The organism is Streptococcus vulneris (assembly GCF_019218685.1).
In the GTDB taxonomy this organism is placed as follows: Bacteria; Bacillota; Bacilli; order Lactobacillales; family Streptococcaceae; genus Streptococcus; species Streptococcus vulneris.
The window spans coordinates 46,171-72,614 of the sequence record NZ_JAHUZC010000001.1 but is presented as its reverse complement, the minus strand read 5'-3'; the positions used below and the strand labels follow the sequence as shown (position 1 = coordinate 72,614).

Annotated in this window: 22 protein-coding genes; 7 read left to right on the top strand and 15 right to left on the bottom strand. The window is 40.6% G+C overall.

Annotated elements, in window-relative coordinates:
- Positions 1–5 precede the first annotated feature (5 nt).
- The 7 genes from KUA57_RS00365 to lplA all read left to right on the top strand — a co-directional run bounded on the left by KUA57_RS00365 (position 6) and on the right by lplA (position 8,758).
- Positions 6–1,274: a dihydroorotase gene (locus KUA57_RS00365; RefSeq protein ID WP_125415672.1), complete on the top strand. Its 1,269-nt coding sequence runs from the start codon at positions 6–8 to the stop codon at positions 1,272–1,274.
- 41 nt (positions 1,275–1,315) lie between these two features.
- Entirely contained in the window at positions 1,316–2,677 is a 1,362-nt protein-coding gene (gene pdrM, locus KUA57_RS00360) for a sodium-coupled multidrug efflux MATE transporter PdrM (protein ID WP_125415669.1), read from the top strand.
- A gap of 153 nt (positions 2,678–2,830) precedes the next feature.
- Entirely contained in the window at positions 2,831–3,799 is a 969-nt protein-coding gene (locus tag KUA57_RS00355; RefSeq protein WP_125415666.1) for a thiamine pyrophosphate-dependent dehydrogenase E1 component subunit alpha, read from the top strand.
- A gap of 15 nt (positions 3,800–3,814) precedes the next feature.
- Positions 3,815–4,807 (top strand): alpha-ketoacid dehydrogenase subunit beta, encoded by a 993-nt coding sequence (locus tag KUA57_RS00350; RefSeq protein WP_000448714.1) that lies wholly within the window; start codon positions 3,815–3,817, stop codon positions 4,805–4,807.
- A 109-nt stretch (positions 4,808–4,916) separates the two neighbouring features.
- A complete protein-coding gene (locus KUA57_RS00345; protein WP_125447425.1) occupies positions 4,917–5,960 on the top strand; it encodes a dihydrolipoamide acetyltransferase in 1,044 nt (347 codons plus the stop codon).
- Positions 5,961–6,005: 45 nt separating this feature from the next.
- Entirely contained in the window at positions 6,006–7,709 is a 1,704-nt protein-coding gene (lpdA, locus tag KUA57_RS00340) for a dihydrolipoyl dehydrogenase (protein WP_125447423.1), read from the top strand.
- Positions 7,710–7,768: 59 nt separating this feature from the next.
- Complete coding sequence (gene lplA / locus KUA57_RS00335) at positions 7,769–8,758, top strand: lipoate--protein ligase (protein ID WP_125447421.1); 990 nt, start codon at positions 7,769–7,771, stop codon at positions 8,756–8,758.
- A gap of 72 nt (positions 8,759–8,830) precedes the next feature.
- Here the strand turns inward: lplA and xerS are convergent, their stop codons facing one another.
- The 15 genes from xerS to KUA57_RS00260 form a co-directional block, all read right to left on the bottom strand.
- Positions 8,831–9,901 carry a tyrosine recombinase XerS gene (gene xerS, locus KUA57_RS00330; RefSeq protein WP_125447419.1) on the bottom strand — a complete coding sequence of 357 codons (1,071 nt, stop codon included), beginning with the start codon at positions 9,899–9,901 and terminating at the stop codon, positions 8,831–8,833.
- Between the two features lie 139 nt (positions 9,902–10,040).
- Complete coding sequence (locus tag KUA57_RS00325; RefSeq protein WP_185756773.1) at positions 10,041–10,331, bottom strand: hypothetical protein; 291 nt, start codon at positions 10,329–10,331, stop codon at positions 10,041–10,043.
- Positions 10,312–10,704 (bottom strand): hypothetical protein, encoded by a 393-nt coding sequence (locus tag KUA57_RS00320; RefSeq protein ID WP_049491408.1) that lies wholly within the window; start codon positions 10,702–10,704, stop codon positions 10,312–10,314. Before KUA57_RS00320 ends, KUA57_RS00325 begins: the two co-directional genes overlap by 20 nt.
- Positions 10,686–11,966 (bottom strand): hypothetical protein, encoded by a 1,281-nt coding sequence (locus tag KUA57_RS00315; protein WP_125447417.1) that lies wholly within the window; start codon positions 11,964–11,966, stop codon positions 10,686–10,688. The genes KUA57_RS00320 and KUA57_RS00315 overlap by 19 nt, the downstream gene beginning before the upstream one ends.
- The gene (locus KUA57_RS00310) at positions 11,966–12,391 is read right to left on the bottom strand and encodes a hypothetical protein (RefSeq protein WP_125447415.1); all 426 of its coding nucleotides are present in this window, start codon (positions 12,389–12,391) and stop codon (positions 11,966–11,968) included. Before KUA57_RS00310 ends, KUA57_RS00315 begins: the two co-directional genes overlap by 1 nt.
- Before the next feature lie 41 nt (positions 12,392–12,432).
- Positions 12,433–12,798, bottom strand: a complete 366-nt coding sequence (locus KUA57_RS00305; protein WP_125447413.1) for a hypothetical protein — start codon at positions 12,796–12,798, stop codon at positions 12,433–12,435.
- Complete coding sequence (locus tag KUA57_RS00300; protein ID WP_218493451.1) at positions 12,798–13,220, bottom strand: hypothetical protein; 423 nt, start codon at positions 13,218–13,220, stop codon at positions 12,798–12,800. The genes KUA57_RS00305 and KUA57_RS00300 overlap by 1 nt, the downstream gene beginning before the upstream one ends.
- A 104-nt stretch (positions 13,221–13,324) precedes the next feature.
- The gene (locus KUA57_RS00295; RefSeq protein ID WP_125447399.1) at positions 13,325–13,768 is read right to left on the bottom strand and encodes a hypothetical protein; all 444 of its coding nucleotides are present in this window, start codon (positions 13,766–13,768) and stop codon (positions 13,325–13,327) included.
- A gap of 173 nt (positions 13,769–13,941) precedes the next feature.
- Positions 13,942–15,492, bottom strand: coding sequence for a ClC family H(+)/Cl(-) exchange transporter (locus KUA57_RS00290; protein WP_218493450.1), 1,551 nt, complete (start codon positions 15,490–15,492; stop codon positions 13,942–13,944).
- A gap of 16 nt (positions 15,493–15,508) precedes the next feature.
- Positions 15,509–16,288, bottom strand: coding sequence for a ribonuclease HII (gene rnhB, locus KUA57_RS00285; protein WP_125447395.1), 780 nt, complete (start codon positions 16,286–16,288; stop codon positions 15,509–15,511).
- A complete protein-coding gene (gene ylqF / locus KUA57_RS00280) occupies positions 16,275–17,126 on the bottom strand; it encodes a ribosome biogenesis GTPase YlqF (protein ID WP_000201307.1) in 852 nt (283 codons plus the stop codon). Before ylqF ends, rnhB begins: the two co-directional genes overlap by 14 nt.
- 188 nt (positions 17,127–17,314) lie before the next feature.
- Positions 17,315–18,493 (bottom strand): hypothetical protein, encoded by a 1,179-nt coding sequence (locus KUA57_RS00275; protein WP_084946511.1) that lies wholly within the window; start codon positions 18,491–18,493, stop codon positions 17,315–17,317.
- Positions 18,494–18,662: 169 nt separating this feature from the next.
- A complete protein-coding gene (gene addA / locus KUA57_RS00270; RefSeq protein WP_218493449.1) occupies positions 18,663–22,313 on the bottom strand; it encodes a helicase-exonuclease AddAB subunit AddA in 3,651 nt (1,216 codons plus the stop codon).
- Positions 22,310–25,585, bottom strand: a complete 3,276-nt coding sequence (gene rexB / locus KUA57_RS00265) for an ATP-dependent nuclease subunit B (protein WP_218493448.1) — start codon at positions 25,583–25,585, stop codon at positions 22,310–22,312. The genes addA and rexB overlap by 4 nt, the downstream gene beginning before the upstream one ends.
- A gap of 129 nt (positions 25,586–25,714) precedes the next feature.
- Positions 25,715–26,386, bottom strand: coding sequence for a CPBP family intramembrane glutamic endopeptidase (locus tag KUA57_RS00260; protein ID WP_125417121.1), 672 nt, complete (start codon positions 26,384–26,386; stop codon positions 25,715–25,717).
- Positions 26,387–26,444: the final 58 nt, after the last annotated feature.

Here is a 26,444-nt window from a genome sequence, read left to right as displayed (position 1 = left end):
AGCAGATGCTACTAATCAAAAATGGTCGTGTAATGGATCCCAAGTCTGGTTTGGATCAAGTTTGTGATGTCTTAGTTCAAGATGGGAAAATTATCAAAATTGCGCCTGAGATTAAAGAAGAAGGAGCAGAGATAATTGATGCTACTGGTCTTGTAGTTGCTCCTGGCTTGGTCGATATTCATGTTCATTTCCGTGAACCTGGTCAAACCCACAAGGAAGATATTCATACGGGTGCCCTAGCAGCCGCTGCAGGTGGTTTTACAACTGTTGTCATGATGGCTAATACCAGTCCAACCATTTCAGACGTGGAGACTTTGCAAGAAGTTCTCCAGTCAGCTGCCAAGGAAAAAATCAATGTCAAGACGGTTGCGACCATTACTAAGAATTTTAATGGCCAAGATTTGACAGACTTTCAGGCACTCTTAGAAGCAGGTGCGGTTGGTTTCTCTGATGACGGTATTCCACTTGAAAGCAGTAAAGTTGTCAAGGAAGCCATGGAGGAAGCTAAAAAGCTTAATACCTTTATTAGTCTTCATGAGGAAGATCCAGGTTTGAATGGGATTCTTGGCTTTAATGAAAATATTGCTAAAGAACATTTCCATATCTGTGGTGCAACTGGGGTGGCTGAGTACGCTATGATGGCGCGTGATGTCATGATTGCCTATGCAACCAAGTCCCATGTTCACATTCAACATTTGTCTAAGGAAGAAAGTGTTAAAGTAGTGGAGTTTGCTCAAGGATTGGGTGCGCAAGTAACAGCAGAAGTAGCGCCACAGCATTTTTCTAAGACCGAAGCACTTCTTTTGACACAAGGTAGCAATGCTAAGATGAATCCGCCGCTTCGTTTGGAATCAGACCGTCGTGCTGTTATCGAAGGTCTTAAATCAGGCGTCATCACAGTTATAGCGACTGACCATGCGCCTCATCATGCAGATGAAAAAAATGTTGAGGATATTACCAAAGCGCCATCTGGTATGACAGGTTTGGAAACATCCCTATCTCTTGGCTTGACCTATTTGGTGGAAGCTGGTGAGTTAAGCTTGATGGAATTACTTGAAAAAATGACATACAACCCATCCAAGCTTTACAACTTTGAAGCAGGTTACTTGGCTGAGAATGGTCCAGCGGATATTACTATTTTTGATGCTAAGGCTGACCGCCTTGTGGACTCCCATTTTGCTTCAAAAGCAGCTAATTCACCATTCATTGGTGAAACCTTAAAAGGGCAGGTTAAATATACCATCTGTAAGGGACAAATCGTCTATCAAAACTAGGTGGGAGTCTGCTCTGTAAACAAAAAGAATAGAGAGCCTATATGTACCAAACCCATCATTTTAAAGACAAGTTTATCTTATTTTTAAAGATATTTTTCCCTATCCTGATTTATCAATTTGCCAATTATTCTGCATCCTTTGTTGATACGACTATGACAGGCCAATACAATACCATGGACTTGGCTGGTGTATCTATGGCAACCAGTATCTGGAATCCTTTCTTTACCTTTCTAACAGGTATTGTGTCAGCCTTGGTGCCCATCATTGGCCACCATCTTGGTCGAGGCAAAAAGGAAGAGGTTGCGTCTGATTTTTACCAGTTCATCTATCTGGCCTTGGGTCTATCTGTGGTCTTGCTGGGGATGGTGCTTTTCTTGGCACCACCAATCTTGAATCATATTGGACTAGAAGCACCGGTGGCGGCAGTAGCGGTTCGCTATCTCTGGTTTTTATCTATCGGAATTATCCCCTTGTTGCTTTTTAGTGTCATTCGTTCCTTGCTGGATTCGCTGGGCTTGACCAAACTGTCCATGTACCTCATGCTTTTGTTACTTCCCTTGAATAGTGGATTTAACTATCTCTTGATTTACGGTGCCTTTGGAGTTCCAGAGCTGGGTGGTGCTGGTTCAGGTTTAGGGACTTCTTTGGCCTACTGGGTCTTGCTTGGGATTTCTGTTCTGGTTTTATTTAAACAGGAGAAGCTCAAAGCCCTACATCTTGAGAAACGAATTCCACTTAATATGAATAAAATCAAGGAAGGAGTTCGCTTAGGTCTGCCTATTGGGGGAACTGTCTTTGCGGAAGTGGCTATCTTTTCCGTGGTTGGCTTGATTATGGCTAAGTTTTCGTCCTTGATTATCGCTAGTCACCAGTCAGCTATGAATTTTTCATCTCTCATGTATGCTTTCCCTATGAGTATCTCATCGGCTATGGCTATTGTCGTTTCCTATGAAGTTGGAGCCAAGCGATTTGATGATGCGAAAACCTATATTGGTCTAGGAAGATGGACTGCCCTCATTTTTGCGGCCTTCACCTTATCTTTTCTTTACATTTTTAGGGGAAATGTGGCCAGTCTTTATGGGAACGACTCAGAATTTATCGATTTGACAGCGCGTTTTTTGACTTACAGCCTTTTCTTCCAGTTAGCAGATACCTTTGCGGCCCCCCTTCAGGGAATTTTGCGGGGGTATAAGGATACAGTGATTCCTTTTTACCTTGGTTTGGTTGGCTATTGGGGCGTAGCAATCCCAGTGGCTATGCTATTTGATTCCCTAACAGATTTTGGAGCTTATTCTTACTGGATCGGCTTGATTATTAGTCTAATTGTGAGTGGGGTTCTCTACCGTTGGCGTTTAACTGTGATTATGAAGAGATTTGAATCTGTAGAAAAATCTAAACGCTAAAAAGTTTGTGAAAAAATATTCTTTATAAGTAAATCCCTTGTTTTCATGGGGTTTTCTTTTTTATTTTGTGAAATTTTCTTTAGAAAAACTTTGACAGTATTTGCCAAAAACGGTAAAATAGTAAGGTAAGAAGAAACTTAGAAAGGCAAGAAGATGTTAACTTTAGATAAAAATCTTTTGCTAGAGATGTTCCGTAAGATGGAAGAAATCCGTCGTATGGACTTAAAAATTGCACAATTGGTAAAGAAAGGGAAAGTGCCAGGAATGACGCACTTTTCTGTTGGAGAAGAGGCAGCTAACGTGGGTGCTATGTTGGCTCTCAATCCAGATGATCTGATCACCTCAAACCACCGTGGTCACGGACAAGCTATTGCCAAAGGGATTGACCTCAACGGAATGATGGCTGAAATCCTTGGCAAATACACTGGAACCTGTAAAGGTAAAGGTGGTTCTATGCATATCGCCGACCTTGATGCTGGTAACCTAGGTGCCAATGGTATCGTAGGTGGTGGTATGGGGATCGCTGTTGGTGCAGCCCTCAGCCAACAAATGCAACATACTGGAAAAATCGTAGTCTGCTTCTTTGGAGATGGTGCGACCAATGAAGGTGTTTTCCACGAAGCAGTGAACATGGCTTCTATCTGGAACCTGCCAGTCATTTTCTATTGCATTAACAACGGTTATGGAATCTCTGCGGATATCAAGAAAATGACTAATGTAGAGCATATCCATCAACGTAGTGCTGCATATGGAATTCCTGGAATGTTCATCGAAGACGGTAACAATGTCATCGACGTCTATGAAGGATTTAAGAAAGCTGTAGATCATGTTCGTGGTGGCAATGGGCCTGTATTGATTGAAAGTGTAACTTATCGCTGGCTTGGCCATTCATCATCTGACCCGGGTAAATATCGTACGCGTGAAGAGGTGGAGTTGTGGAAACAAAAAGATCCAATCGAAAACCTCCGCAATTACCTTATTGAAAATAACATTGCAAGTGCCGAAGAATTGGAAGAAATCCAAGCGCAAGTTAAGGAAGCAGTAGAATCTTCTGTTAAATTTGCTGAAGAAAGTCCATTCCCACCGCTTGAATCAGCATTTGAAGATATTTACGCAGACTAAGGAGAAAGAGATAAAATGGAAACAAAAACAATGTCCTTCCGTGACACCATTATCCTTGCTATGTCTGAGGAAATGCGTCGCGATGAAAATGTGTTCTTGATGGGAGAAGATGTTGGTGTCTTCGGAGGAGACTTCGGAACTTCTGTTGGAATGCTTGAAGAATTTGGTCCAGAACGTGTTCGTGACTGTCCGATTTCTGAGGCTGCCATCTCGGGAGCAGCAGCAGGAGCAGCGATGACAGGACTTCGTCCAATCGTCGATATGACCTTCATGGACTTCTCGGTTATTGCCATGGACAATATCGTCAACCAAGCTGCTAAAACACGTTACATGTTTGGTGGGAAAGGTCAGGTTCCAATGACCGTCCGTTGTGCAGCAGGTAACGGAGTTGGTTCTGCAGCCCAGCACTCGCAATCACTAGAGTCTTGGTTTACTCACATTCCTGGCCTAAAGGTTGTAGCTCCAGGTACGCCTGCAGACATGAAAGGCCTTCTCAAGTCTTCTATCCGTGATAACAACCCAGTTATCATACTTGAGTACAAGTCAGAATTTAACCAAAAAGGGGAAGTGCCAGTTGATCCAGACTACACGATTCCACTTGGAGTTGGCGAAATCAAACGTGAAGGTACGGATGTAACAGTTGTTACTTATGGAAAAATGCTTCGCCGTGTGGTTCAAGCTGCTGAAGAATTAGCAGAAGAAGGAATTTCTGTTGAAATTGTAGACCCACGTACCCTTGTTCCGCTTGATAAGGATATTATCATTAACTCAGTTAAGAAGACTGGTAAGGTTGTTCTGGTCAACGATGCCCACAAAACAAGCGGCTATATCGGAGAGATTTCAGCAATTATTTCAGAATCAGAAGCATTTGATTATCTAGATGCACCAATTCGTCGTTGTGCAGGAGAAGATGTGCCGATGCCTTATGCGCAAAACCTAGAAAATGCAATGATTCCAACAGTTGAAAGCATCAAAGATGCCATCCGTAAAACATATAACAAAGAATAGAATTACATAAGATAAGTTATGTAAACAAAATAAAGCTGACGAGAATCTTTGTATCTCTTAGGTGCAGAGCTCTTCGTCCTTAATATCTTAGTATAGAATTGGAGAGGTCATGGCTGATGACAAGCTAAGAGCGACTCCTGCAGCTAGAAAGTTAGCGGATGATTTAGGGATCAACCTCTACGACGTTTCTGGCTCAGGTGCAAACGGTCGTGTCCACAAAGAAGACGTGGAAACTTATAAAGACACAAACGTGGTTCGCATTTCGCCACTTGCAAAACGAATTGCCCTCGAACATAATATTGCTTGGCAGGAAATCCAAGGAACTGGTCATCGTGGTAAAATTATGAAGAAGGATGTTTTGGCCTTGCTTCCTGAAAATATTGAAAACGACACCATCAAGTCTCCTGCTCAGATTGAAAAAGTGGAAGAAGTTCCTGATAACGTAACACCATACGGTGAAATTGAACGTATTCCAATGACACCAATGCGTAAGGTTATTGCCCAACGGATGGTTGAATCTTACCTAACTGCGCCAACCTTCACGCTCAACTATGAAGTTGATATGACTGAAATGTTGGCTCTTCGTAAGAAGGTTCTTGAGCCAATCATGGAAGCAACTGGGAAGAAGACCACTGTAACAGACCTTCTTTCACTTGCTGTTGTAAAAACCTTGATGAAGCATCCTTACATCAACGCTTCATTGACTGAAGATGGCAAGACTATTATCACTCACAACTATGTCAACCTTGCGATGGCAGTTGGAATGGATAATGGATTGATGACACCTGTTGTGTACAATGCTGAGAAGATGAGTCTTTCTGAACTGGTTGTAGCCTTCAAGGATGTTATTGGTCGTACCTTGGATGGTAAATTAGCTCCAAGCGAACTGCAAAATTCAACATTTACTATCAGTAACTTGGGAATGTTTGGCGTTCAGTCCTTTGGTCCGATCATCAACCAACCAAACTCAGCTATCCTTGGTGTCAGTTCGACGATTGAGAAGCCTGTTGTTATCAATGGTGAAATTGTGATTCGCCCAATCATGAGTCTTGGTTTAACAATTGACCACCGTGTCGTAGATGGTATGGCTGGTGCTAAGTTTATGAAAGACTTGAAAGAGTTGATTGAAAATCCAATCTCAATGTTGATTTAAGAACAAGAGTATTCATTTTAAAGATATAGATAAAGGAAGGAAGACATGGCCTTAGAAGTAATTATGCCAAAAGCCGGTGTGGATATGACAGAAGGACAAATCGTCCAATGGAATAAAAAAGTCGGAGAATTTGTAAAAGAAGGAGAAATCCTTTTGGAAATCATGACTGACAAAGTCAGCATGGAATTGGAAGCCGAAGAAGATGGGTACTTGATTGCCATTCTCAAAGGAGATGGCGAAACTGTCCCTGTAACGGAAGTTATCGGTTACCTTGGTGAAGAAGGGGAAAACATCCCAACTTCTGGAGCAACAGCCCCAGAAGCTAGCCCTGCACCTGCAGCAAGTGCCTCAAACGATGATGGTAAGAGCGATGATGCTTTTGATATCGTTGTGATTGGTGGAGGTCCTGCTGGATACGTGGCAGCCATTAAAGCTGCCCAACTCGGTGGTAAGGTTGCCCTTGTTGAGAAATCTGAACTTGGTGGAACCTGCTTAAACCGTGGCTGTATTCCAACCAAGACCTACCTTCATAACGCTGAAATTATTGAAAATATCGGTCATGCTGCAAATCGTGGTATCGTGATTGAAAATCCTAACTTCACTGTTGATATGGACAAACTTTTAGAAACTAAATCTAAAGTTGTTAATACTCTTGTTGGTGGTGTTGCAGGACTTCTTCGTAGTTACGGAGTTACTGTTCATAAGGGTATCGGTACTATTACTAAAGACAAGAATGTCTTGGTAAATGGTTCTGAATTGCTTGAAACCAAGAAAATCATCCTTGCTGGTGGTTCAAAAGTCAGCAAGATCAACGTTCCTGGTATGGAATCATCACTCGTGATGACAAGTGACGACATTCTTGAAATGAACGAAGTGCCAGAAAGCCTTGTTATCATCGGTGGTGGTGTTGTCGGTATCGAACTTGGTCAGGCCTTCATGACATTTGGTTCAAAAGTAACTGTTATCGAAATGATGGACCGTATCGTGCCAGCTATGGATGCAGAAGTGTCTAAGAACCTTCGCTTGATTCTTGAGCGTAAAGGAATGACCATCTTGACTGGTACTAAACTGCAAGAAATCATCGAGGAAAATGGTCAACTTCGTATCAAGGTTGAAGGAAAAGACGATATCATCGCAAATAAAGCTCTTCTTTCAATCGGTCGTGTGCCGGATCTTGAAGGTATTGGAGAGGTTGAGTTTGAATTGGATCGTGGTCGTATCAAGGTCAACGAATACATGGAAACTTCTGTTCCAGGAATTTACGCACCAGGTGACATCAATGGTACTAAGATGTTGGCGCACGCAGCCTTCCGTATGGGGGAAGTTGCGGCAGAAAATGCTCTTAAAGGAAATCATGCTGTTGCCAAGTTGAATTTGACTCCTGCAGCCATCTATACTCTTCCTGAAGTAGCAGCAGTAGGTTTGACTGAAGAACAAGCCCGTGAGAAATACGATGTTGCCATCGGTAAGTTCAACTTTGCTGCTAACGGTCGTGCTATTGCCTCAGATGCTGCTCAAGGTTTCGTAAAAGTCATTGCAGATAAGAAATACGGAGAAATCCTTGGTGTTCATATCATTGGTCCTGCTGCTGCAGAATTGATCAATGAAGCGTCGAGCATTATAGAAATGGAAATTACTGTTGAAGAAATGCTGAAAACTATCCATGGGCACCCAACCTACTCTGAAGTCATGTACGAAGCATTTGCGGATGTTCTAGGAATGGCCATCCATTCACCTAAGAAAAAATAAAAGAAAGATAGATTAGACTGGAAAATAACTTTCCAGTCTCTATCGTATAAAGGGATATCATGAAATATATTATCAATCATTCAAACGACACTGCCTTTAATATCGCCTTGGAAGAATACGCCTTTAAACATCTTTTGGATGAGGATCAAATCTTCCTACTTTGGATTAACAAGCCCTCTATCATTGTTGGTCGTCACCAGAATACCATCGAAGAAATCAACCGTGATTATGTTCGAGAAAATGGTATTGAGGTGGTCCGCCGTATCAGCGGTGGTGGAGCTGTTTACCACGATTTAAATAACCTCAACTACACGATTATCTCAAAGGAAGATGAAAACAAGGCTTTTGACTTCAAGAGCTTCTCAACTCCGGTTATCAATACCCTGGCTCAACTTGGGGTTAAAGCTGAGTTCACAGGTCGTAATGACCTTGAGATTGATGGTAAGAAGTTCTGTGGCAATGCCCAAGCCTATATCAACGGCCGTATCATGCACCACGGTTGCTTGCTCTTTGACGTTGATTTGTCAGTCCTCGCAAATGCTCTTAAGGTTTCAAAAGATAAATTTGAGTCAAAAGGTGTGAAATCCGTCCGTGCTCGTGTAACCAATATTGTCAATGAACTACCAGAAAAAATCACAGTCGAAGAATTCCGTGACTTACTCTTGGAATACATGAAAAAAGAGTATCCAGAGATGACAGAATACGTTTTTTCTGAGGAAGAATTGGCTGAAATCAATCGAATCAAGGATACTAAGTTCGGTACTTGGGACTGGAACTACGGTAAATCACCTGAATTTAACGTCCGTCGTGGAACAAAATTCACTAGTGGTAAGGTGGAAGTCTTTGCTAACGTTACTGAATCAAAAATCCAAGACATCAAGATTTATGGTGACTTCTTTGGTATTGAAGACGTTGCTGCAGTAGAAGATATCCTTCGTGGGGTGAAATACGAACGCGAAGATGTCCTTAAGGCGCTAGAAACCATTGATATCACACGCTACTTCGCTGGTATTAGCCGTGAAGAAATCGCTGAGGCGGTAGTTGGATAAATCAAAAAGAAGTTGGTTGTAGGACCAGCTTCTTTTTTTGATATGTATTTACATAATTTAAAATACGTAAAATCATAAACTATCTAGAGCATTCTTTTGTTCATCGTTGACGATATGTGTATAGAGGTCAGTGACTTGTGTACTGGCATGTCCTAGCTGATGACTGACCAAAACTTGCGATTTAGTGGCATCATAGAGCCTAGTTGCTAGGGTATGTCGTAGTTTGTGGGGGGTTACACGGACTTTGAAGTCCTCAGAGTACTTAGCAACCATTTTCTCAACGCTGGAAGCATCGATACGATTAGGAACACCTCTGTAGAGAGTCAAAAAAAGGGCTGTATCTGTTTTTTCCGTCTTATAGCGTTGATTTCGAATGACTAGATAATTCTCTAAATAAGGCTTAGCAAAAGCAGCGACATTGACCGAATCACGTTTGCCCCCTTTTCGAGTGACATCAATAACCATCATTTTTAGATTGAGATCTTTTAGGTCCAGATTAACAGCTTCAGATAAGCGGACACCAGACGCCAATAGAAGGGCAATAATGGCCAAATCACGTTCTTTATTTTTGTTGAATGATGAGAGAGCTCGATTTGAAAGTTGTTGTGGATACTCTTGGTCAATATAAGTTAGAAAACCTTCTGTTTCATTACCTAAAAAGAGTTTTTGCTTGATGTTTTCAGCTCTGGCAGCAAGCGTTTCTTTCTTTTTCTTGGTTGAAACTTTTTTCATTACATTACGATAAAAATAAGGCTCTCCCTGATCGTTTTCAACTTCCTCAGTCAAATACTTATAAAGACTAGAAAGTGCTGACAAAGTCCGATTGATGGTTGTCTGAGAAACTCCTTGCTTGGTTGTATTAGCATTCAGCAAAGGACGTTCACGTAGGTAAAGGATAAAGGATTCCATGTCTTTCTTAGACATATTTTCCAAGACAGATAAAGAAATATCAGATATTTTATCGGCATTTGAGATACCAGACTCTAAAACCCAGCTGAAAAATCGATCATATTCCTTGAGGTATTCGTACAAGGTTGTAAAACTGTAAGGAACAGCAAGCTTAGATTGGTAGTATTCAAGAACATACCAGGGCATGATTTGTTTTAGTTTGTCGATTCGTTCCAGTAAAATCTCACGTTTCATGTATTTTCTCCATAAATAAACTCTACTAGTAGTATAGCATAGACTCATTTATCTTTCAAGAAAATTATAGTTTTTCGGAAAGATATTATAGAGGACATAGATGCAAAGAAAACTATATAACCATACGAAAAATTCTTCTTTATATATCATCATACTTGACTAACATATTAGGTATTTTTGTTTCAAGACTTTTGCGGACTTTTCCTTGTATTGCAGTGTCCATTTGGCTGTTAATACTTGTTATTGTTGCTTTAGTATCTCTTGCAATTGTTTTCGATTTTTGGTCAAAACTTTCTTTTATTTGATTTTTAGCGGTCTTTGCCAATTGGCATTGAGCCAGGATACGATTTCTTTCCATCATGCGATACATTTGTTTTAGAGCATATTGGTATTCTTCATCAGTATAGTACTCATTCATTGGTGCTTGCATAATTTCTCCTTAGTTTTTGATATTCTTCATCTAAGATATTTTTTCTTTGTCGAAATTCTTTATCTATTTTTTCTTTTTCTTCTTCCAGTTTTATTTCATTAGTTCTATAAACTTGGTTAGAATGATATCTCAAATTTTCTATTTCTGTAAAGTACTCTCTAACACAATCAGCTGGTGACGAAAACTTTCTTAATACTAGGTACATTTTATCAGCTTCTTCGTTCATGATCCTTTCCAATCTTGCAGAACGTTCCTCTAATTCTAGGGTCTTTTTCTCTAACTTGTTCTTTTCCAGATAGTATTGTTCTTCGAGGTTAAGAATTTCCCTCTCTTTTTGTCTAATGGCATCCCATTTTACATCTCTGCTTTCCATTGTCTGAACTCCTTAGCAAATTGTGTGTCTGTTGCCACTGTTTTTTCGATGACTTCCTGTAATTGTTTATCTAACTGTTCAAATGCTTGGGCGGGAGCATTCATCTTAGCGACTATTTGATCCGTTTCTGCCTGAAAAGTATCGATAAACTGTGCTTGAGTGATACCTTGGCTAGCAAAAAGGCTTTCAACTTCATAGGGAGCCAAGGCTGTGTAGCTTGTAAAATCGATTTTTGACCAAATTTCTTGTAATTCTTGATTGGCGTTTTTGGCTAAGGCGCTCACTTCATCAGCTCCAGTTCTTGCTGCCGTAGCCATTGATGATGATAGGATAGAACCTTGAGCTGCATCTAAGTATATTTCCTCAGAGCTACTAATGCCACCTGATGACCATTTTGACTTCAAGTCCTTGTAATGAGCCATTCCTCGGAGACTGTTGGCATAAGCTCGATAAACACCACTAATTAAGGGTTTTCCACCTTTACCATCAACAACTTGACCTGTTACAGGATCAAACTCCCAATCACCAATTTTGTGACTTGTCCCATCAAGCCAATGAATCGTGTTAGGCATAGAATTTGTAATATCAATCGGACTGGTGTACCTTTCTGGGTGATTAGAGTCATTCCAACGTACTACATCATCATGTTTTCTACGGTAATCTATAAACATAGCAGGATTATTTTCGATAAATTCTTTTTCTTCCAGTGTGAGTGCACCGTATTTAAACCAAGCATTGAAGGTAGTCGTAGGGATGTGGTATTTAGCCCCTACTTTCAGCATGTAGGATCCTTGTGAATAACCGGATAGTTGACTAACTTCATATCTGGAATCATCCATAATTTCTTTTACGAATTGGTCAGCAACCTTATATTGTGGAGATAAATAAGTTTGTCTAGCAACTATAGCACTATAGACATCGCGTGTAAAAGGACCTTGTTTATTCACCGGACTATCAGGGTCCGTTCCAGCAGCAATCACGGCTACATTTTTATAATCTGGTTCGCCATTGACAATTGGTGCAACTGCCAGCCCATCAAAACCTGTTTCAGTGTCAGACTTAGTGGCAACAACACGGAATTCTTGTCCGTCAGAGGTGGTTATGGTGTTGGTTTTTTCTAAATCATCAGGAGATGTATTTTCAATGAGATTTGAATTGACATAAGTCCTACCGTTACGCTTAGCGAACTCAAGATTTACACTATATACAGCATAATCTTGATTCAAATTGTTTAACTGCTCATCTGTATAGGAAAATGTCATCATTGTTCTCCTGTGCTATTATCTGAATATGTAACAATTACTTTTAAGTCAGTCACGCCTTTGTAATTGTTAAGGAATTGCCTTTTCTCATTGGTCAATGATCCTTGATAATTCTTTTTATCATTAAGTCCATGACCTATCCTATAGTTAGTTTTTCTTTCATCATTAAATTTGATTTCTACATCACAAGACCATGAACCTGGAGGGTTTGTGTAGTTTGGATTGGAAATCTTAATCTCCTTAATCCCTTGGTAGGAATTCTTTAAGGAATTTACCAAACTGACTTCGTACTCTCTATTTCGACGTTCCTCTTGAGACTTCCCTAACATACTAAACATAAAAACACCTCCTGCTGTTGTGATGGTTGCGAGTGATACAACGATTAGCAGCCTTTTATGACTTTTTTTATTGCTGGAATTATTCATTTAAGCTTTTCTCCTTTTTCTTATTATACTATAAGATTAGTCTATATTACACTATAATAAGAAAAAGTTGTTTTACATCTGTCAGTCTTAGTAGGACTCTCTTGATCCGTCCCTGCAGCAATCACAGCTACATTTTTATAATTTGGTTCGCCGTTGACCATAGGAGCTACCGCCAAAACATCAAAACCTGTTCCTAGGTCAAACTTAGTGACAACGACACGGAATTCTTGACCATCGGAGGTAGTTATAGTGTTGGTTTCTTCGAAATCAGATGAAGAAGGATTCGGATTAGGAGTTTCTGTAACCAAAGGTTTATTATTTCTCTCAGCGTATTCAGCATTGACGCTATATACATTCTTCCCATGGTTTAATTCATTAAGTTGTTTATCTGTATAAGTGAATACCATTACTGCTTCCCTCTTTCTTTGTTGGAGTATGTAACCGTAACTGTATTAGTTGTTATTCCTTTTCTTAGGTTAAGAAAATCTCGTTGTCCATAAGTCATACGACCGTTATAATTTTCTTTATCATCTAAGTTATGTGGAATTCCATAAAAGATTTTTTCTCCATCTTTGAACAAGATATCAATCTTACAAGACCAGTCGCCAGGAGGGTTCGTATATGTTGGATTGGAAATTTCGATTTCTTCTATCCCTTGATAAGAATTCTTCAAGGCATTTACCAAACTAACTTCATACTCTCTATTCCGACGCTCTTCTTGGGATCTCCCTAACATAGAAAACATAAAAACACCTCCTGCTGTGATGATTGCGAGTGACACAACGATTAGAAGCCATTTATGACTTTTTTTGATGCCAGAATTACTCATTTAAGATTTCCTCCTTTTTCTACTTGAAAACTCTTCATTTATAATATAAATAGCAAAATCTTGGTTTAAATGATTCAATTGATTATCAGTATAATTAAATTCCATTATTGCTCTCCTGTTTCATCATTTGAATATTGCACTAAAACAGTAGATTCTGTTTTACCAATGTGTTTTTTTAGTTTCAACCATTGTTGATTAATTTCCTCATCAGTATTTCCTTTCATAAGGCCATCGTGGTTTTCTTTATAAGTTAATCTGTGATTAATTCCATAAGTTATCATTTGATTATCACTGAACTTTATTTCAATATCACAAGACCATGATCCTGGCTTCTCACTATAATAAGGTTCCGTAATCTTGATCTCTTCTATCCCTTCATAGGAATTCTTTAAAGCATTCACCAGACTGACTTCGTACTCTCTATTCCGACGTTCTTCTTGAGATTTCCCTAACATGCTAAACATAAAAAAACCTCCTGCTGTGATGATTGCGATTGACAAAAATATTAGTAACCTTTTATGACTCTTTTTGATGCAAGAATTATTCATTTAAGCTTTCCTCCTTTTCTCATTATACTATAACCTAGAATAATTTAATCATTTTTTATAATATATTATAATATTTCTAACAAGAAAAAACCGACCTCATTGCTGAGAATCGGTTTTCTAGTGTATTTAATTAAGAAATTCATTTTCACATAACATAAATTATGTATAAACTTCTACAATAACAAATCTTTGACTTTCCCAATTTCACTTTTTGGAATAACTAGGTGAATCATATCTCCGAGATACATTCTGGTTGAGCCGTTAACGGTTTGGCTCTTGCCATTATGGACTTGGGTGGTGATGAGTACGTTATGTGGCAAGTTGAGTTCGTGTACTTGTTTTCCTGCTATTTTATCTGAAACAGGGATTTCAATGAGAGTGACTTCTCCTTCATCTGTCGCTTCTTCTGGCAGCATTTTTTCCAACATAGCCTCATATACTGGTGCACCCTTTAGTAGATCCATGATGATGTAGGCGACCAAGGTTACTAATCCAAGTGGCATGAGGTTGCGAATATCTCCTACCATCTCAGTTACGAGTATCATAGCAGTTAAGGGAGCTTTGGATATTGCTCCAAAATAGCCACTCATTCCTAGAATGACAAAGATAGGAAACTGCTCTTGGCTTACAAGGCCAAGATTGACACAAATAACACCAACTAGGGCACCAAGTAAGGAGCCAAGCGCCAGAATTGGTAGGAAAATACCTCCTGGAAGGCCACTTCCATAGCTAATCATGCTCCAAACAAATCGAATCAAAAAGTAAGCTAATAGAACTTGGAAACTAAAATCTTGTTCAGTTAAGGAAAGAACCAGCTGATTTCCACCACCAAGGATTTGGGGTAAGAAGATTCCGACTGGGATGATGAGAATGAAAGCCAGAATTGGATAATAAGCTCTATCCAAACGGATTTTTTGACCAAGCCAGTCATAAACTCTACCAACATTGAGCACAGCTTTCTCATAGAGAAAACCAGATAGTCCAAGAAAAACTCCCATAAGGAGGTAAATCCAATACTGGTCTAGGGTCATGTGTGGGATGTTGTCTGGCATGTCCAGTACGGGTGTTAAGCCAAATATGAGTAGTGAGACAAAGTTTGCTACGAGACTAGCTGCGAGAGTAGATACCCAGAAAAAGCGTGAAAAATGGTGATAAACTTCTTCTACCACAAAGAGAAGTCCTGCAATCGGTGCATTAAAGGCTGCAGCTAGACCAGCGGCAGCTCCACTAGCAATCAAGGAGCGTTCCTCTACTGGACTGGATTTGAGCCATTTGGCAATTCCTTTACCACCGACTGCTCCAAGTTGAATACTTGGTCCTTCACGCCCCAGCATAAGGCCACTAGCAATAGCCAAAATTCCTAGAATATATTTTTTCCAAAGTACGCCCCACCAGTTGAGGGTCATGAGTCCCTTTAATTCGGCTTCAACTTGAGGAATTCCTGAACCTTTGATGTCTTTTTCTGACCGAGTTAATTTCGCACTGAGCCAACAAACTATTAAATAAAATAGACCAATGATAAAAAGATTGCGCACTAGGTGCGCTTGATCTTGATAAAGTCCTTGTATCAGGTGGAAGCCTTTTTCGATTAAGAAACGAAAGGATCCAACGATAATTCCAACGACAAGACCGACGATGATTCCTCGTCCAACTTGGGATAATATAGTACTTGAGGCAAAGGCAAATTCTTTCTTGGAGCTGAGTGTTTCTGGCTGTTCCTCCATAATCATTCCTTCTAACTTAACTTTCTTTTTCTCCTGAAACCAGTGATTTAACGGGTTCAAAGCTGGTTCGGTGAATTGGGGTAACTCCTAGTTTTGTGAGGCCTTCCAGGTGTTTAGCAGTTCCATATCCTGCATTAGCAGTAAAATCATAGCCAGGAAACTGCTGGTCGTATTCCTTCATCAATTCATCACGTGTCACCTTGGCTACTATAGAAGCCGCTGCAATTGAAAGGGAATTAGCATCACCTTTGATGATGGAGGTTTGTGAAATGGGTAATTCCAGTTTCATAGCATCTATCAAAAGGTGCTCAGGTTGAGGACTGAGCTGGGAAATTGCTTCCTGCATGGCTAGTTTGGTTGCTTCATAGATATTGACTTGGTCGATGACCTGATTATCCATGATACCAATGCCGATTGATAAAGCTTGGTCTTGAACTGCTTGGAAAATCTCCAGATGTTTCTTTTTAGGAATTTTCTTGCTGTCATTGAGGCCTTTAATTTTACAATTTTGAGGTAAAATAACAGCTGCAGCGACTACAGGCCCAGCTAGAGGACCACGGCCGACCTCATCAACACCAGCAATTAAGGTCAACCCTTGCTTATACAGTTCTTTCTCGTAGGAAAGCATGGATTCCAAACGAAAATCTTCATCCAATTCTGCCTGAATGGCTTTTTTATGCTTGCTGATTTCCTTTTGAACTCCAGAGCGATTATCCTTTTCAAGCTCTAAAAAAATAGGACTATCAAGGTCCTTGACAGTAGCAAGGAGTTCTTTGATTTCTTTAATCGTCGCCATCGAGGTCTTCCAATGTATCTAAGGTATAGTTACCGAGTTTGCCATCACGGACTTCCTTCACGAAGAGACTGTAAAAGCGGTCATAGTCGTCACGGAAACCGAGAGCACGGGTCATATCCATAATAATAACAGGTGCTTCTTCCTCAATTTTCATTTGTTTGAAGCGTTCAGCCAGCTTTTCTGGATAATGTTCTTTGAAATAATTGAGACCAAAAATAGTTACCTCATCCATAGGAAGCAACTGGTCTTTAATAGCTCCGGTCAAGGCCAATTTAAGCGCAACAGTTTCATCCTCAAACTTAGGCCAGAGAATCCCCGGTGTATCCAGGATTTCAAGGTCTTTATTTGTTTTGAGCCATTGTTGTCCCTTGGTAACCCCTGGTTTATTGCCGACAACGGCAATTTTCTTACCAGCCAAACGGTTCATAAGCGTTGATTTACCAGCATTTGGAATCCCGATAATCATGGTACGCAAGGTTTCAATCTTGATGCCACGTTCTTTCTGGCGAGCAATCTTATCAGCCATGAGTTTTTTGGCCGCATCTGTTACAACTTTTACAGTCACTTGCTCTTTGGAGTTGATAGCCAGAGTTTGGATTCCTTGTGATTCAAAATACTGACGCCATTCCTTGGTCATTGCTGGGTCAGCCAAGTCCGCCTTGTTTAAAATCAAGAGTTTTGGTTTGTCACCAACAATTTTGGTCAACATAGGATTTTGACTAGATAGAGGTAAGCGGGCATCCACCAAAATCGTCACAAAATCAACAAATTTTAAATTTTCCTGAACCTGTCGACGAGCTTTAGACATGTGACCAGGAAACCATTGAATAGTAGCCATAATATATCTCCTTCGGATTGAAAAAATTGTAAAAACGTTTTCTTTCTTATCCTCTATTCTATCATAAATTATTCTTTTTTGCACAAGCTTTTATTTGTAATAGCTACTTTATAAAGGAAGGCTGATTTCAAATTTACTTAATTTATATATTAACTTTATATAAAATTCTAAGACTTATATATTTAGTTTTAGATGAGTATTCGAGATAAAAATGGGACTATACAATTTGTCAAAATTCCTTCTATCCAGCTTTCTTGTGCTGAGGAGAGATGCTCTGTTTGAAGGCTTTCTTTTAGAAAATCTCGAACTTGTTCTGGTGCGATTTCAAACTCAAAGGCTTTCATTTTATAGAGAAAGTCGAGCAGATGGTCTGACAGATATTCAGTTGAAAAGGGGACTTCTCCACTTTTTCGATATTCTAATAAGAGCCTAGAAAAACGAGCTTTTTCTTCAGGAAGCTCACGAAAATAGGAATTGAGGAGCCAGGTCTGCTTCTGCTTTCTTTCAATTGGATCCTGACTAGCAATTCGTTGGTCTTTTTCCAACTCTTTTTGGTATTGTTTGGCCTTGATAGCCCGTTCTGTCCTATTTTTACCAAAAAGAATTTTTTCCCACTTGCGTTCTTCTTGAGTCAGTGTATCTGTAAAGCCAAAGTAGTCTTGATAGGCACGTTCTGCTGGGCCCATGGCTAGGACTAGATTGTCTGCATACTGCTTAGCGATTTTATCTCTCTTCTTACGCTCTTTCTCTGCCTGGATACGGAGTTCCTGTTCGTAGTCAATTTTTTCCTTTCCTAGCTTGACAAGGTAGAGTTGGTCATCTGATTTGCCAAGTAAAAAGGGTTTGATGCATTTTTCAAGAACTTCTTCCATCCGAGCTTTCTTCTTGGGTTCTGCCTTGGACCAACTTCCTCCTTGAAAGACTTCTAAGAAAAGCTGGTAGTCTTTCTCAGGTGAGAACTGATTTCCACGATTGGGTTTAAAAACACCTTTTTCCCAGAGCCATTTTAGAAGTCGCTCGTCAAAGTCACTTTTATTGACCTTGATTTTTTCCTTTTTCTTAGCTTTTCTGGTCAGATTTTCGACCTTTCTGAGTAATTTTTCTTCCTCTTCTAGTTGCTGGTCAAGGCTTAATCGATGAAAATGACGAACACAGTCGCTACCAATTGGAAAGAGGCGTTGACCTGTGACACCGTTAAAGAGTTCGTAAGCGTATTTGATAGCATTTCCACAGACACAATTGCTACGGCCGATACCGTTAAAAATCAAGGAAACTTCATTCCATTCCTTGGTAGCTTGTTCCCAAGTATCAGATTTTGAAGCCTGTAAAACCGCATCATGCAGGGATTTTCTAACTGGAAGTGTCATGAGGTCTCCTTTCTAATACTCAATGAAAATCAAAGAGCAAACTAGGAAGCTAGCCGCAGGTTGCTCAAAACACAGTTTTGAGGTTGTAGATAAGACTGACGAAGTCAGTGAGCATATCTACGGAAAGGTGAAGCTGACGTAGTTTGAAGAGATTTTCGAAGAGTATAAATTATACTTTTACAACTTGAACCTCGTCTTTACCGAGTAAAATCAAGTATTTTTCAATATTTTCAATCGAATAGGCTCGAGATAAAGCCTCTCCGTATAGGGCTAACTGACCACGATAACGGTCTATGAGTTGATTTGGGTCATCATAGCGATCTGTCTTATAGTCGAACAGAACAATTTTGTCTTCGTAAAGTAGATAGCCATCAAGGATACCACGGACAACAAAGTCTTCCTGACTCTTTTGGTCTCGTTTGAGCATGGAGAAAGGTTGCTCGCGATAAAGATGGTTGGTATTAGCGAGAATTTCCTGACCGAGTGCTGTGTCAAAGAATGCAAGAATTTTAGCAAGATTGATCTTGTCTCTGATAACTTGGCTGGTTTGAACTTGTTTGAGAGTTTCTGTCAGGCTAGCAAGTGTTGGTCGCTGGCTGAGGTCAATTCTCTGCATGAGTTCGTGGGTAGCACTACCAATCTCAGCTCCTGTTATCTTTTCTTTGCTTGAAAAATCTGGCAAATCAAAGCTTATTTTCTTGTCTACTGACTGACCTTGACCTGCAATCTCGACACCTTCCATATCCATTACGGGTGCGTAGAATTTCTTGATTTGACTTGGAGTTTGAACACTAGGTAGTTCAATGGCTGCGCGGTGAAGTGTATTATATACTTCCACCTCTTTCAGCATTTCAAGAGTTTCTTTGATGGTTTCTGACTGACGGTTATCTGCTTGAGAGCTATCTTGTAGAGGGCTCTTGTTTTCCAACTCTCCGATAGCTTCTCTGGTCAACTGATCTTCTCCAACAAAACGATAGCTAAAGTTGAGATGCTCCTTGGCAAATACTTTACTGATAGCCCAAAGCCAATCTTGGAAATTCCGTGCTTGCAGTCTAGTGTTGCTATTTAGTTTTCCATTTTTAGCTGCTGGGTATTCCTTGGCTTCCAGCTTTTCACGAGAACCCTTACCGACAAGATAGAGCTTTTTCTCAGCCCGCGTCATGGCAACATAAAGGAGACGCATTTGCTCTGAATAGCTTGCCAGCTGTAATTCCTCTTCGTTCTGTATATAGGTCAGACTAGGAATGGAGAGTTTGATGGTTTTAGGGTAGTAGGCTTCCACTGCTCCTGTCTCCATCTTGGCAATGTATTTGACACCAAGACCATTTTTACGACTGAGAATGACTTCTGACATAGAGTCTTGCTTGTTGAAATCTTGATCCATATTGAGGATAAAGACGTAAGGAAACTCCAGCCCTTTACTCTTGTGGATGGTCATGAGCTCTACTGCATCTTTTGGCGGTGCGACAGCCACGCTTGCAAGATCGTGCTGGACTTCTAAAACTTGGTCAATCATACGAATAAAACGTGATAAACCCTTGAAATTGCTCTTTTCAAATTGATCAGCACGCAGTGCTAGGGCATAGAGATTGGCCTGTCTAGCAGGACCATTTGGCAAAGCCCCAACATAATCATAATAAAAACGGTCGTTATAAATCTTCCAAATCAGGTCATATAGGGAGTGCGTTTTGGCATACAAGCGCCAAGAAGCCAAGATATCCATGAATTGGTTTAGTTTCTCAGCTAAGTCCGTATGAATCAAGCCTTTTTGGCTACTTACCTGTTTTTGTGCATTGACCAGTTTCTCATAAAGATTTTCTTGGATTTTATCCTCTGCTTTCTGAAGGGATAAACGTGCTAACTCGTCCTCATCAAAGCCAAATATAGGAGACTTCACAAGGGCAACCAAGGCGTAGTCTTGAAGAGGATTGTGAATGACACGAAGGGTGTCTAGCATGACTTGCACTTCTAGGGATTGGAGATAATTGTTTTGCTCTCCGTCAGTTTTGACAGGAATTCCGTACTCAGACAGGGCGAGAAGAATCTGGTCATTACGACTGCGGCTGGAGGTCAGAAGGGCAATTTCCTTAAAGGCAACACCTTGTTCCTTATGGAGTTTAAGGATTTCCTTGATAACTAAGCGCATTTCACCTGTTAGTTTCGTTTCTGTTCGACTCTCTTCTTCCTCACCTGTATCGTCCTTATCATAGAGGAGAAATTCTGCCTTGTTGTCTGGATTGGGAGTCAGTTTGGTATTGGCAAAAACAAGCTGGTGCATGTTATCATAGTTGATTTCACCGACTTCTTGATCCATAAGGCGCTCAAAGACATCATTGGTTGCTGACAGTACTTCTGAACTACTACGGAAATTTTCCTTGAGGAGAATCAGCTTTCCTTCTTCAGGATTTTGCGCATAGCGTTGGAACTTTTCATTGAAAATCTGCGGGTCTGCCTGACGGAAACGGTAGATGGACTGCTTGATATCTCCCACCATAAAGCGATTGTGACCATTAGACAGCAATTCCAGCATCCGTTCTTGAATATGGTTGGTATCTTGATACTCATCTACCATGACTTCATGGAAGCGCTCCTGATAAGCCTCACGAACTTGCGGGAATTTCTCTAAAATCTCAATGGTGTAATGGCTGATGTCAGCGAATTCAAAGGTGTTTTCCTGGCGCTTACGTTCACGATAGGCCTCTACAAAATCACTCATAAAGGCTTGGAAGGTTATAGCTAGTTCCCATGTATCTCCATGATAACGTTCTTGATAGTCGAGAATGGTTATCTGGTCTGACAGTTGTCCTAGTTTAGCAAACTGGGTCTTTCTCTCTTCGTTGTAAGCATCAGCCAGCGGCTTCAAATCAGCCTTACGGCTGGCATTAGTCAGAGCTCGACCGTTTTTCTCTTTCGAAATTGCGACAACACGCGCAAGTACTGCTTGATAAGCCTGACTATCGGACTCTTGATTTAAAGAGCCAATTTCATCCAGAACTAACTGAACATTTTCTAAATAAGGAGCCTTTGCAAACTCCTTGGCGTCATTATCTAGATGATAACGGAAGAAACTTTCCAAGTCCCAAAGGGCTTGTTTGATTTGCTCAGTCAGTCTTTCTTTTTCACTGGTAAAATCAGCTTTTTCAAAGCCTTTGAGGAAAGATTCACTCAGCCACTTTTGAGGGTTGCTGGTGGATTGGAGAAAGTCATAGATTTTATAGACTTGCTGGCGTAGCCCCCGTTCATCCTTGCCACGTCCAGCAAAGTTTTTCAGCAAATGACTAAAGGTCTCTTTCTGTTTACCTTGGTAATGGGCTTCAAAGACCTCATGAAAGACTTCGTTTTTTAGAAGGAGTTGCTCGCTTTGATTTTGTAAAATACGGAAATTAGGCGCAATATCAATCAGATAGCCATGTTTGCCAAGGAATTTTTGGGTAAAAGAGTCCATGGTTCCGATGGCAGCGTTGGGTAGGTCTGCCAACTGGCGCCCCAAGTGCTGTTTGAGGTCAACATCGCTACTTTCTTGGATTTGTTGGCTGATTTTTTTCTCCAAACGTTCTTTAAGTTCAGTCGCAGCCTTGACGGTAAAGGTTGAGATAAAGAGTTGAGAAATTTCGACACCACGCGCCAATTGATCTAGAATGCGCTCTGCCATGACAAAGGTCTTCCCAGAACCAGCCGATGCTGAAACAAGGATATTCTGACCAGAAGTGTAGATGGCTTCGATTTGCTCGGCAGTTTTCTTTTGTTCCTTGCTCGAATTCACTTCTGCTTCTTGCAGTTTTTGAATTTCCTCCTCACTTAAAAAGGGAATAGGCTTCATCGATTCAACTCCTCTCTTATTTTTTCAAACCAAGCTTGCTTGAGTTTCTCTCCGATAAGGCGCTTGCCATCAGCTAGGTCTAACTTCTCTAGGAAACGGGCTTGACCCAAATGGTAATTAGCTTCAAATCCGGTGATGGCTTGATGTTGCTGGACGTATGGGGCAATGCTTCTGCCATTTTCAGTATAAGGATTAATGGCGAACTGGCCTGCTAAAATCTTCTCAGCTGCTTTCTTGTAAAGTTGGGCATTGTAGTCCAGTAGGAGCTGGAATTCCTCATCCGTCAACTGATTAGCCTTGTTTTTGTTGTAAAATTCGCCCAAATGACTGCTTTCTTTTTCTAAAAAGAGTCCTTGGTATTTCATAGACTTGCTGGCTTCTACGACTGCACCTGCCAGACTTTTAACCGCCATCAAAGATTGGACAGGCTCAGCCATTTCCAAGTACATGGCACCAAAAAAGTTCTGCTCCCCTTCTCTTTTTAGGGCAGCTAAGTAAGTTGGTAACTGGGAATTGAGTCCATTAAAGAAATTCGGAAACTGGAACTGAGTCAGACTAGACTTGTAGTCTACTACCCCTATCGCTCCATCAGCTTTTAATCGGTCAATGCGGTCAACCTTGCCTCGTACAAAGACACTGCGTCCATTGTCCAATTGAATAAAGGCTTGCCCTTTTCCACCAAAATTTGCCTCTTCTTTAATAGTCTCGATGGCTGGATTGTGTCGGAGAATATGTCCAGTAGTCCGCGCAACATCAAGCAGAACTTCCTTGGTAAACTGAGCTTCCAAACTTTCTTGATAAATGGCCTCAAATTCCCGTTCCTGACTGGTTTCTTGAATAGCTTGTTCTAGACGGTGGTCAAAGGAATCTTCGTCAGGTAACTGCAAGGCACGTTCAAAAATACGATGTAAGAAATTCCCGTGACTACGAGCATCTGGACGTAGGCGCAATTCTTCCTGCAAGCCTAGAACGTAGCGGAGGAAATAGCTGTATTCATTGCGATAAAACTCCGTCAAGCCTGATGTAGAAAGGTAAAACTCCTGTTCAGCAGGATAGAGCGCTCGCAAAGTATCCTTGCTCAAGGTCTTACTGCTTGGACTGGTTGGGAGGGCAGGATTTGCAAGGCCTTTTTGGTCTAGTTTTTTACCCATGACACGCGCCAGAACCTTGACAAAAGTCAAATCTTGCTCAGTATCGCTCGTCTCGGCCTGCTGGTGATAGGCAACTAGACTGGACAAAAGACTGTGATATGACCCCATATCCTCCTTAGACAGCCCTCTGTGATTCATCCTCCTCTCTCTCCGACTAAATCCAAAATGAACTAGCTTTTGAAGATAGGCTGACTCCTTACTTTCACTCTCATTAAAAAGGCTTGGAGCCGACAAAATCAACTGCTTACGAGCAGAATTGACCAAGGAAAGCATAGTATAGCGATTTTTCTTGAGATTTTCACTGCTGGCAATCAGTAATTGCGCTTCCTCTTCAGTAGCTTGGTTTAAGCTTTGTCTTTCTTCATCTGTCAAAAGACTGGTATTCTGCGCGATTTTTGGTAAATTGTCCTGAGTCAGCCCAATGGCGTAGACAAAGTCAGCTGTCAAAGGAGCAATCAAATCGTAACTCTGCACCAGAACGGTGTCCACTGTCGCTGGAATGGTACGGTATTGGGACAAACTCATTCCAGAATGGAGCAAGGCTAGAAAGTCCTCTAGATTAACTTGCGAACCAGCAAAAACAGTCGCAAATTGTTCTAAAACATGACAGAAAGCCTTCCAAACTTCTACTTGTCTTTCCTGTTCAAGAGCTTCCATGCTAGCTGTCAAATCTTGCAGTTGCTTGGTCACAGCTCCTTCTTTTAGAAAAGAGTTCCACTTTTGCAAGAGGTTTTCAGCCTTTTGTTTTCGGCTAGCAAAAAGAGTCTCAAGAGGTGCTAAAATACGCAGACGAAGAGTATTTAAACGTTCCAGATTAAATTTTCCATGGTGGGATTTGGTAAAGGTTTGCTGAAAGGCTGGCAAGCCATTGATACCAAGATAGCGGATATATTGTTCAAAAGCATCAATATCATCCTGACTAAGGTCGGTGTACAAACCTGTTCTAAGAAGGTTGATCAAATCCTCCTGACGGAAACGATAGCGTTTCAAAGCTAAAATAGACTCGACAAACTGTGTCAAGGGATGATGAGCCATGGATTCGCTTCTACCAAGATAGAAAGGAATCTGATACTGGTCAAAAATCGTTTTTAGAGATAATTGATAAGAAGCTACATCCCCCAAGAGAATACGAAAATGCTTGTAGCTCAGGTCTGAGTTCTCATGTAATTTCTGACGAATGCTGCGGGCTACTAACTCCAACTCCTCCTTTTGTGTCAAACAAGACCATATTTGTAAGTTTTCACGATCCTTCTCATCGACATCCAATGTTAATTCTGAAAAGTCATAAGAAGACTCCAGCAAACGAGAGGCCTTGTCAAAACTATCCATCTTCTCACGAATTTGAGAACAGTCCTGAGCAGGTGTTTGGTATTTAGAGGCTAGATGATGGAGAAACTCCACACTAGCTTGGTAGAGATTGCCCTCACTAAAAGGGCTGGTATAGGCTTTCTTACTAGCATAAGCCCCAATGACAATCTCAACACCCTTGCCATGAAGTAAGTCCACAATCCGCTCTTCCTCAGCAGAAAAACGGGTAAATCCATCAATAACCAAGGCGATTTGAGTAAAATTACTGCTAACTTTGTCATTCTCAATAGCCTCAATCAAATGGGACAACTGACTTCCTTGAGCCAACTGACCTTGATTAAGATAGGCTGTTACTTTCTCAAAAATCAAGAGTAAATCGGCCCTCTTGTCCTCATCCGTCAAACTCTCCAAGTCAAAAAAACTCATCTGAGCTTTGGTCATCTCGTGGTAAAGATCAATCAACTGCTGGATAAACTGAGGATCCTGCTTAATCGCACCATAAACACGTAAATCCTTGGGATCGAGTGCCTCAAGACACTTATAAAAAGCCATCCCAAGACCAATATCATCAAGACTGGTCTTGGCAGGCAAATCATTCAAGACTAGGTAACGAGCCATCTGCGCAAAGCGCGTGACGGTAATCGCAAAAGAAGCCTGCTGGGGCAAGCATTCCAGCACGGCGCGTTCCTTTTCAAAAGAAAGAGAGTTGGGAGCGATGTAGAAGACCCGCTTGCCAGCAGCAACTAATTCCTCCGACTCTCTAGTTAGAATTTCTGTCAAAGAAGTCCGAATATCAGTATAAAGTAATTTCATCTCTGCCTCGTTGGAATTTTTCATTACCTTTTATTATACCATGATTAGCCTGCCAAGTCTGAAAATAATCAGTTCTTGCTCACCTGTTGAAAAGAAAATGCCGGAAAGTTCCGACATTGTTTTAGTAAGCTAACTTCCTGAAAATAGGAGTAACCACACATTCCAGAAGGCAGTGATATTGATGAAAATATGAACTAGTATTGGATAGTAGAGATTTTTAGTCATGCGATACAATAGAGCCAAAATAAGCCCTCCGCTAGCATAAATGAAAAAAGCAAGAGGAGTTAAAGCAAAATTGATATGAATATAACCGAAAATAATAGCAGAAAGCAAGACATCTCCGTACAAAGGCGAGTTTTTGAAAAAGGTTGTCATAAGCACACCGCGATAAATCAATTCCTCAGAAATAGGGCCGATGAAGCAAACTATGAGCAAGAAATAGGGTAATTCCTGTCGCCCCATCATTTCTATCGTTTCATTCAAAGAAATTTGATTCGAAGACGAGGGTATGAAATAAGACAAGAGGAAGTCCGACATATACAAAATAATGTAGCCCAGTAAAAGGTAGATAAAGTACCTCAACTGCCACTTGAAATGAAAAGTTTTCTTTCCTGCAAAAACTAGTAGATAGATGACTGCTGACAAAAGAACACCACTTTCCAGCAAAAGCAGAATCTGAAAAAATTCACGACTTGCTGGTAGATAGGGCTTTGTGAGGTGGTTGAAAATCTTCCAAAACCAAGTTGATTTATAAAAAATTAAGGACAATGCTAGTAAAATCTGAATAATCCGTTTTTTCATATAAAACCCTCTGTTTTCCTTGATAAGTTTACAAAATACTTGATTGAATCACAAGTTT

Bases quoted from the DNA above. Each gene is read 5' to 3' on its own strand.
- KUA57_RS00295 (WP_125447399.1), bottom strand. From the start codon at position 13,768: ATGAATAATTCTTGCATCAAAAAGAGTCATAAAAGGTTACTAATATTT.
- KUA57_RS00305 (WP_125447413.1), bottom strand. From the start codon at position 12,798: ATGGTATTCACTTATACAGATAAACAACTTAATGAATTAAACCATGGG.
- KUA57_RS00275 (WP_084946511.1), bottom strand. From the start codon at position 18,493: ATGACACTTCCAGTTAGAAAATCCCTGCATGATGCGGTTTTACAGGCT.
- KUA57_RS00315 (WP_125447417.1), bottom strand. From the start codon at position 11,966: ATGACATTTTCCTATACAGATGAGCAGTTAAACAATTTGAATCAAGAT.
- KUA57_RS00290 (WP_218493450.1), bottom strand. From the start codon at position 15,492: ATGGAGGAACAGCCAGAAACACTCAGCTCCAAGAAAGAATTTGCCTTT.
- rexB (WP_218493448.1), bottom strand. From the start codon at position 25,585: ATGAAATTACTTTATACTGATATTCGGACTTCTTTGACAGAAATTCTA.
- rnhB (WP_125447395.1), bottom strand. From the start codon at position 16,288: ATGGCGACGATTAAAGAAATCAAAGAACTCCTTGCTACTGTCAAGGAC.
- ylqF (WP_000201307.1), bottom strand. From the start codon at position 17,126: ATGGCTACTATTCAATGGTTTCCTGGTCACATGTCTAAAGCTCGTCGA.
- pdrM (WP_125415669.1), top strand. From the start codon at position 1,316: ATGTACCAAACCCATCATTTTAAAGACAAGTTTATCTTATTTTTAAAG.
- lplA (WP_125447421.1), top strand. From the start codon at position 7,769: ATGAAATATATTATCAATCATTCAAACGACACTGCCTTTAATATCGCC.
- KUA57_RS00260 (WP_125417121.1), bottom strand. From the start codon at position 26,386: ATGAAAAAACGGATTATTCAGATTTTACTAGCATTGTCCTTAATTTTT.
- KUA57_RS00355 (WP_125415666.1), top strand. From the start codon at position 2,831: ATGTTAACTTTAGATAAAAATCTTTTGCTAGAGATGTTCCGTAAGATG.
- KUA57_RS00365 (WP_125415672.1), top strand. From the start codon at position 6: ATGCTACTAATCAAAAATGGTCGTGTAATGGATCCCAAGTCTGGTTTG.
- lpdA (WP_125447423.1), top strand. From the start codon at position 6,006: ATGGCCTTAGAAGTAATTATGCCAAAAGCCGGTGTGGATATGACAGAA.
- KUA57_RS00320 (WP_049491408.1), bottom strand. From the start codon at position 10,704: ATGGAAAGCAGAGATGTAAAATGGGATGCCATTAGACAAAAAGAGAGG.
- KUA57_RS00300 (WP_218493451.1), bottom strand. From the start codon at position 13,220: ATGAGTAATTCTGGCATCAAAAAAAGTCATAAATGGCTTCTAATCGTT.
- KUA57_RS00350 (WP_000448714.1), top strand. From the start codon at position 3,815: ATGGAAACAAAAACAATGTCCTTCCGTGACACCATTATCCTTGCTATG.
- KUA57_RS00345 (WP_125447425.1), top strand. From the start codon at position 4,917: ATGGCTGATGACAAGCTAAGAGCGACTCCTGCAGCTAGAAAGTTAGCG.
- KUA57_RS00310 (WP_125447415.1), bottom strand. From the start codon at position 12,391: ATGAATAATTCCAGCAATAAAAAAAGTCATAAAAGGCTGCTAATCGTT.
- KUA57_RS00325 (WP_185756773.1), bottom strand. From the start codon at position 10,331: ATGCAAGCACCAATGAATGAGTACTATACTGATGAAGAATACCAATAT.
- xerS (WP_125447419.1), bottom strand. From the start codon at position 9,901: ATGAAACGTGAGATTTTACTGGAACGAATCGACAAACTAAAACAAATC.
- addA (WP_218493449.1), bottom strand. From the start codon at position 22,313: ATGAAGCCTATTCCCTTTTTAAGTGAGGAGGAAATTCAAAAACTGCAA.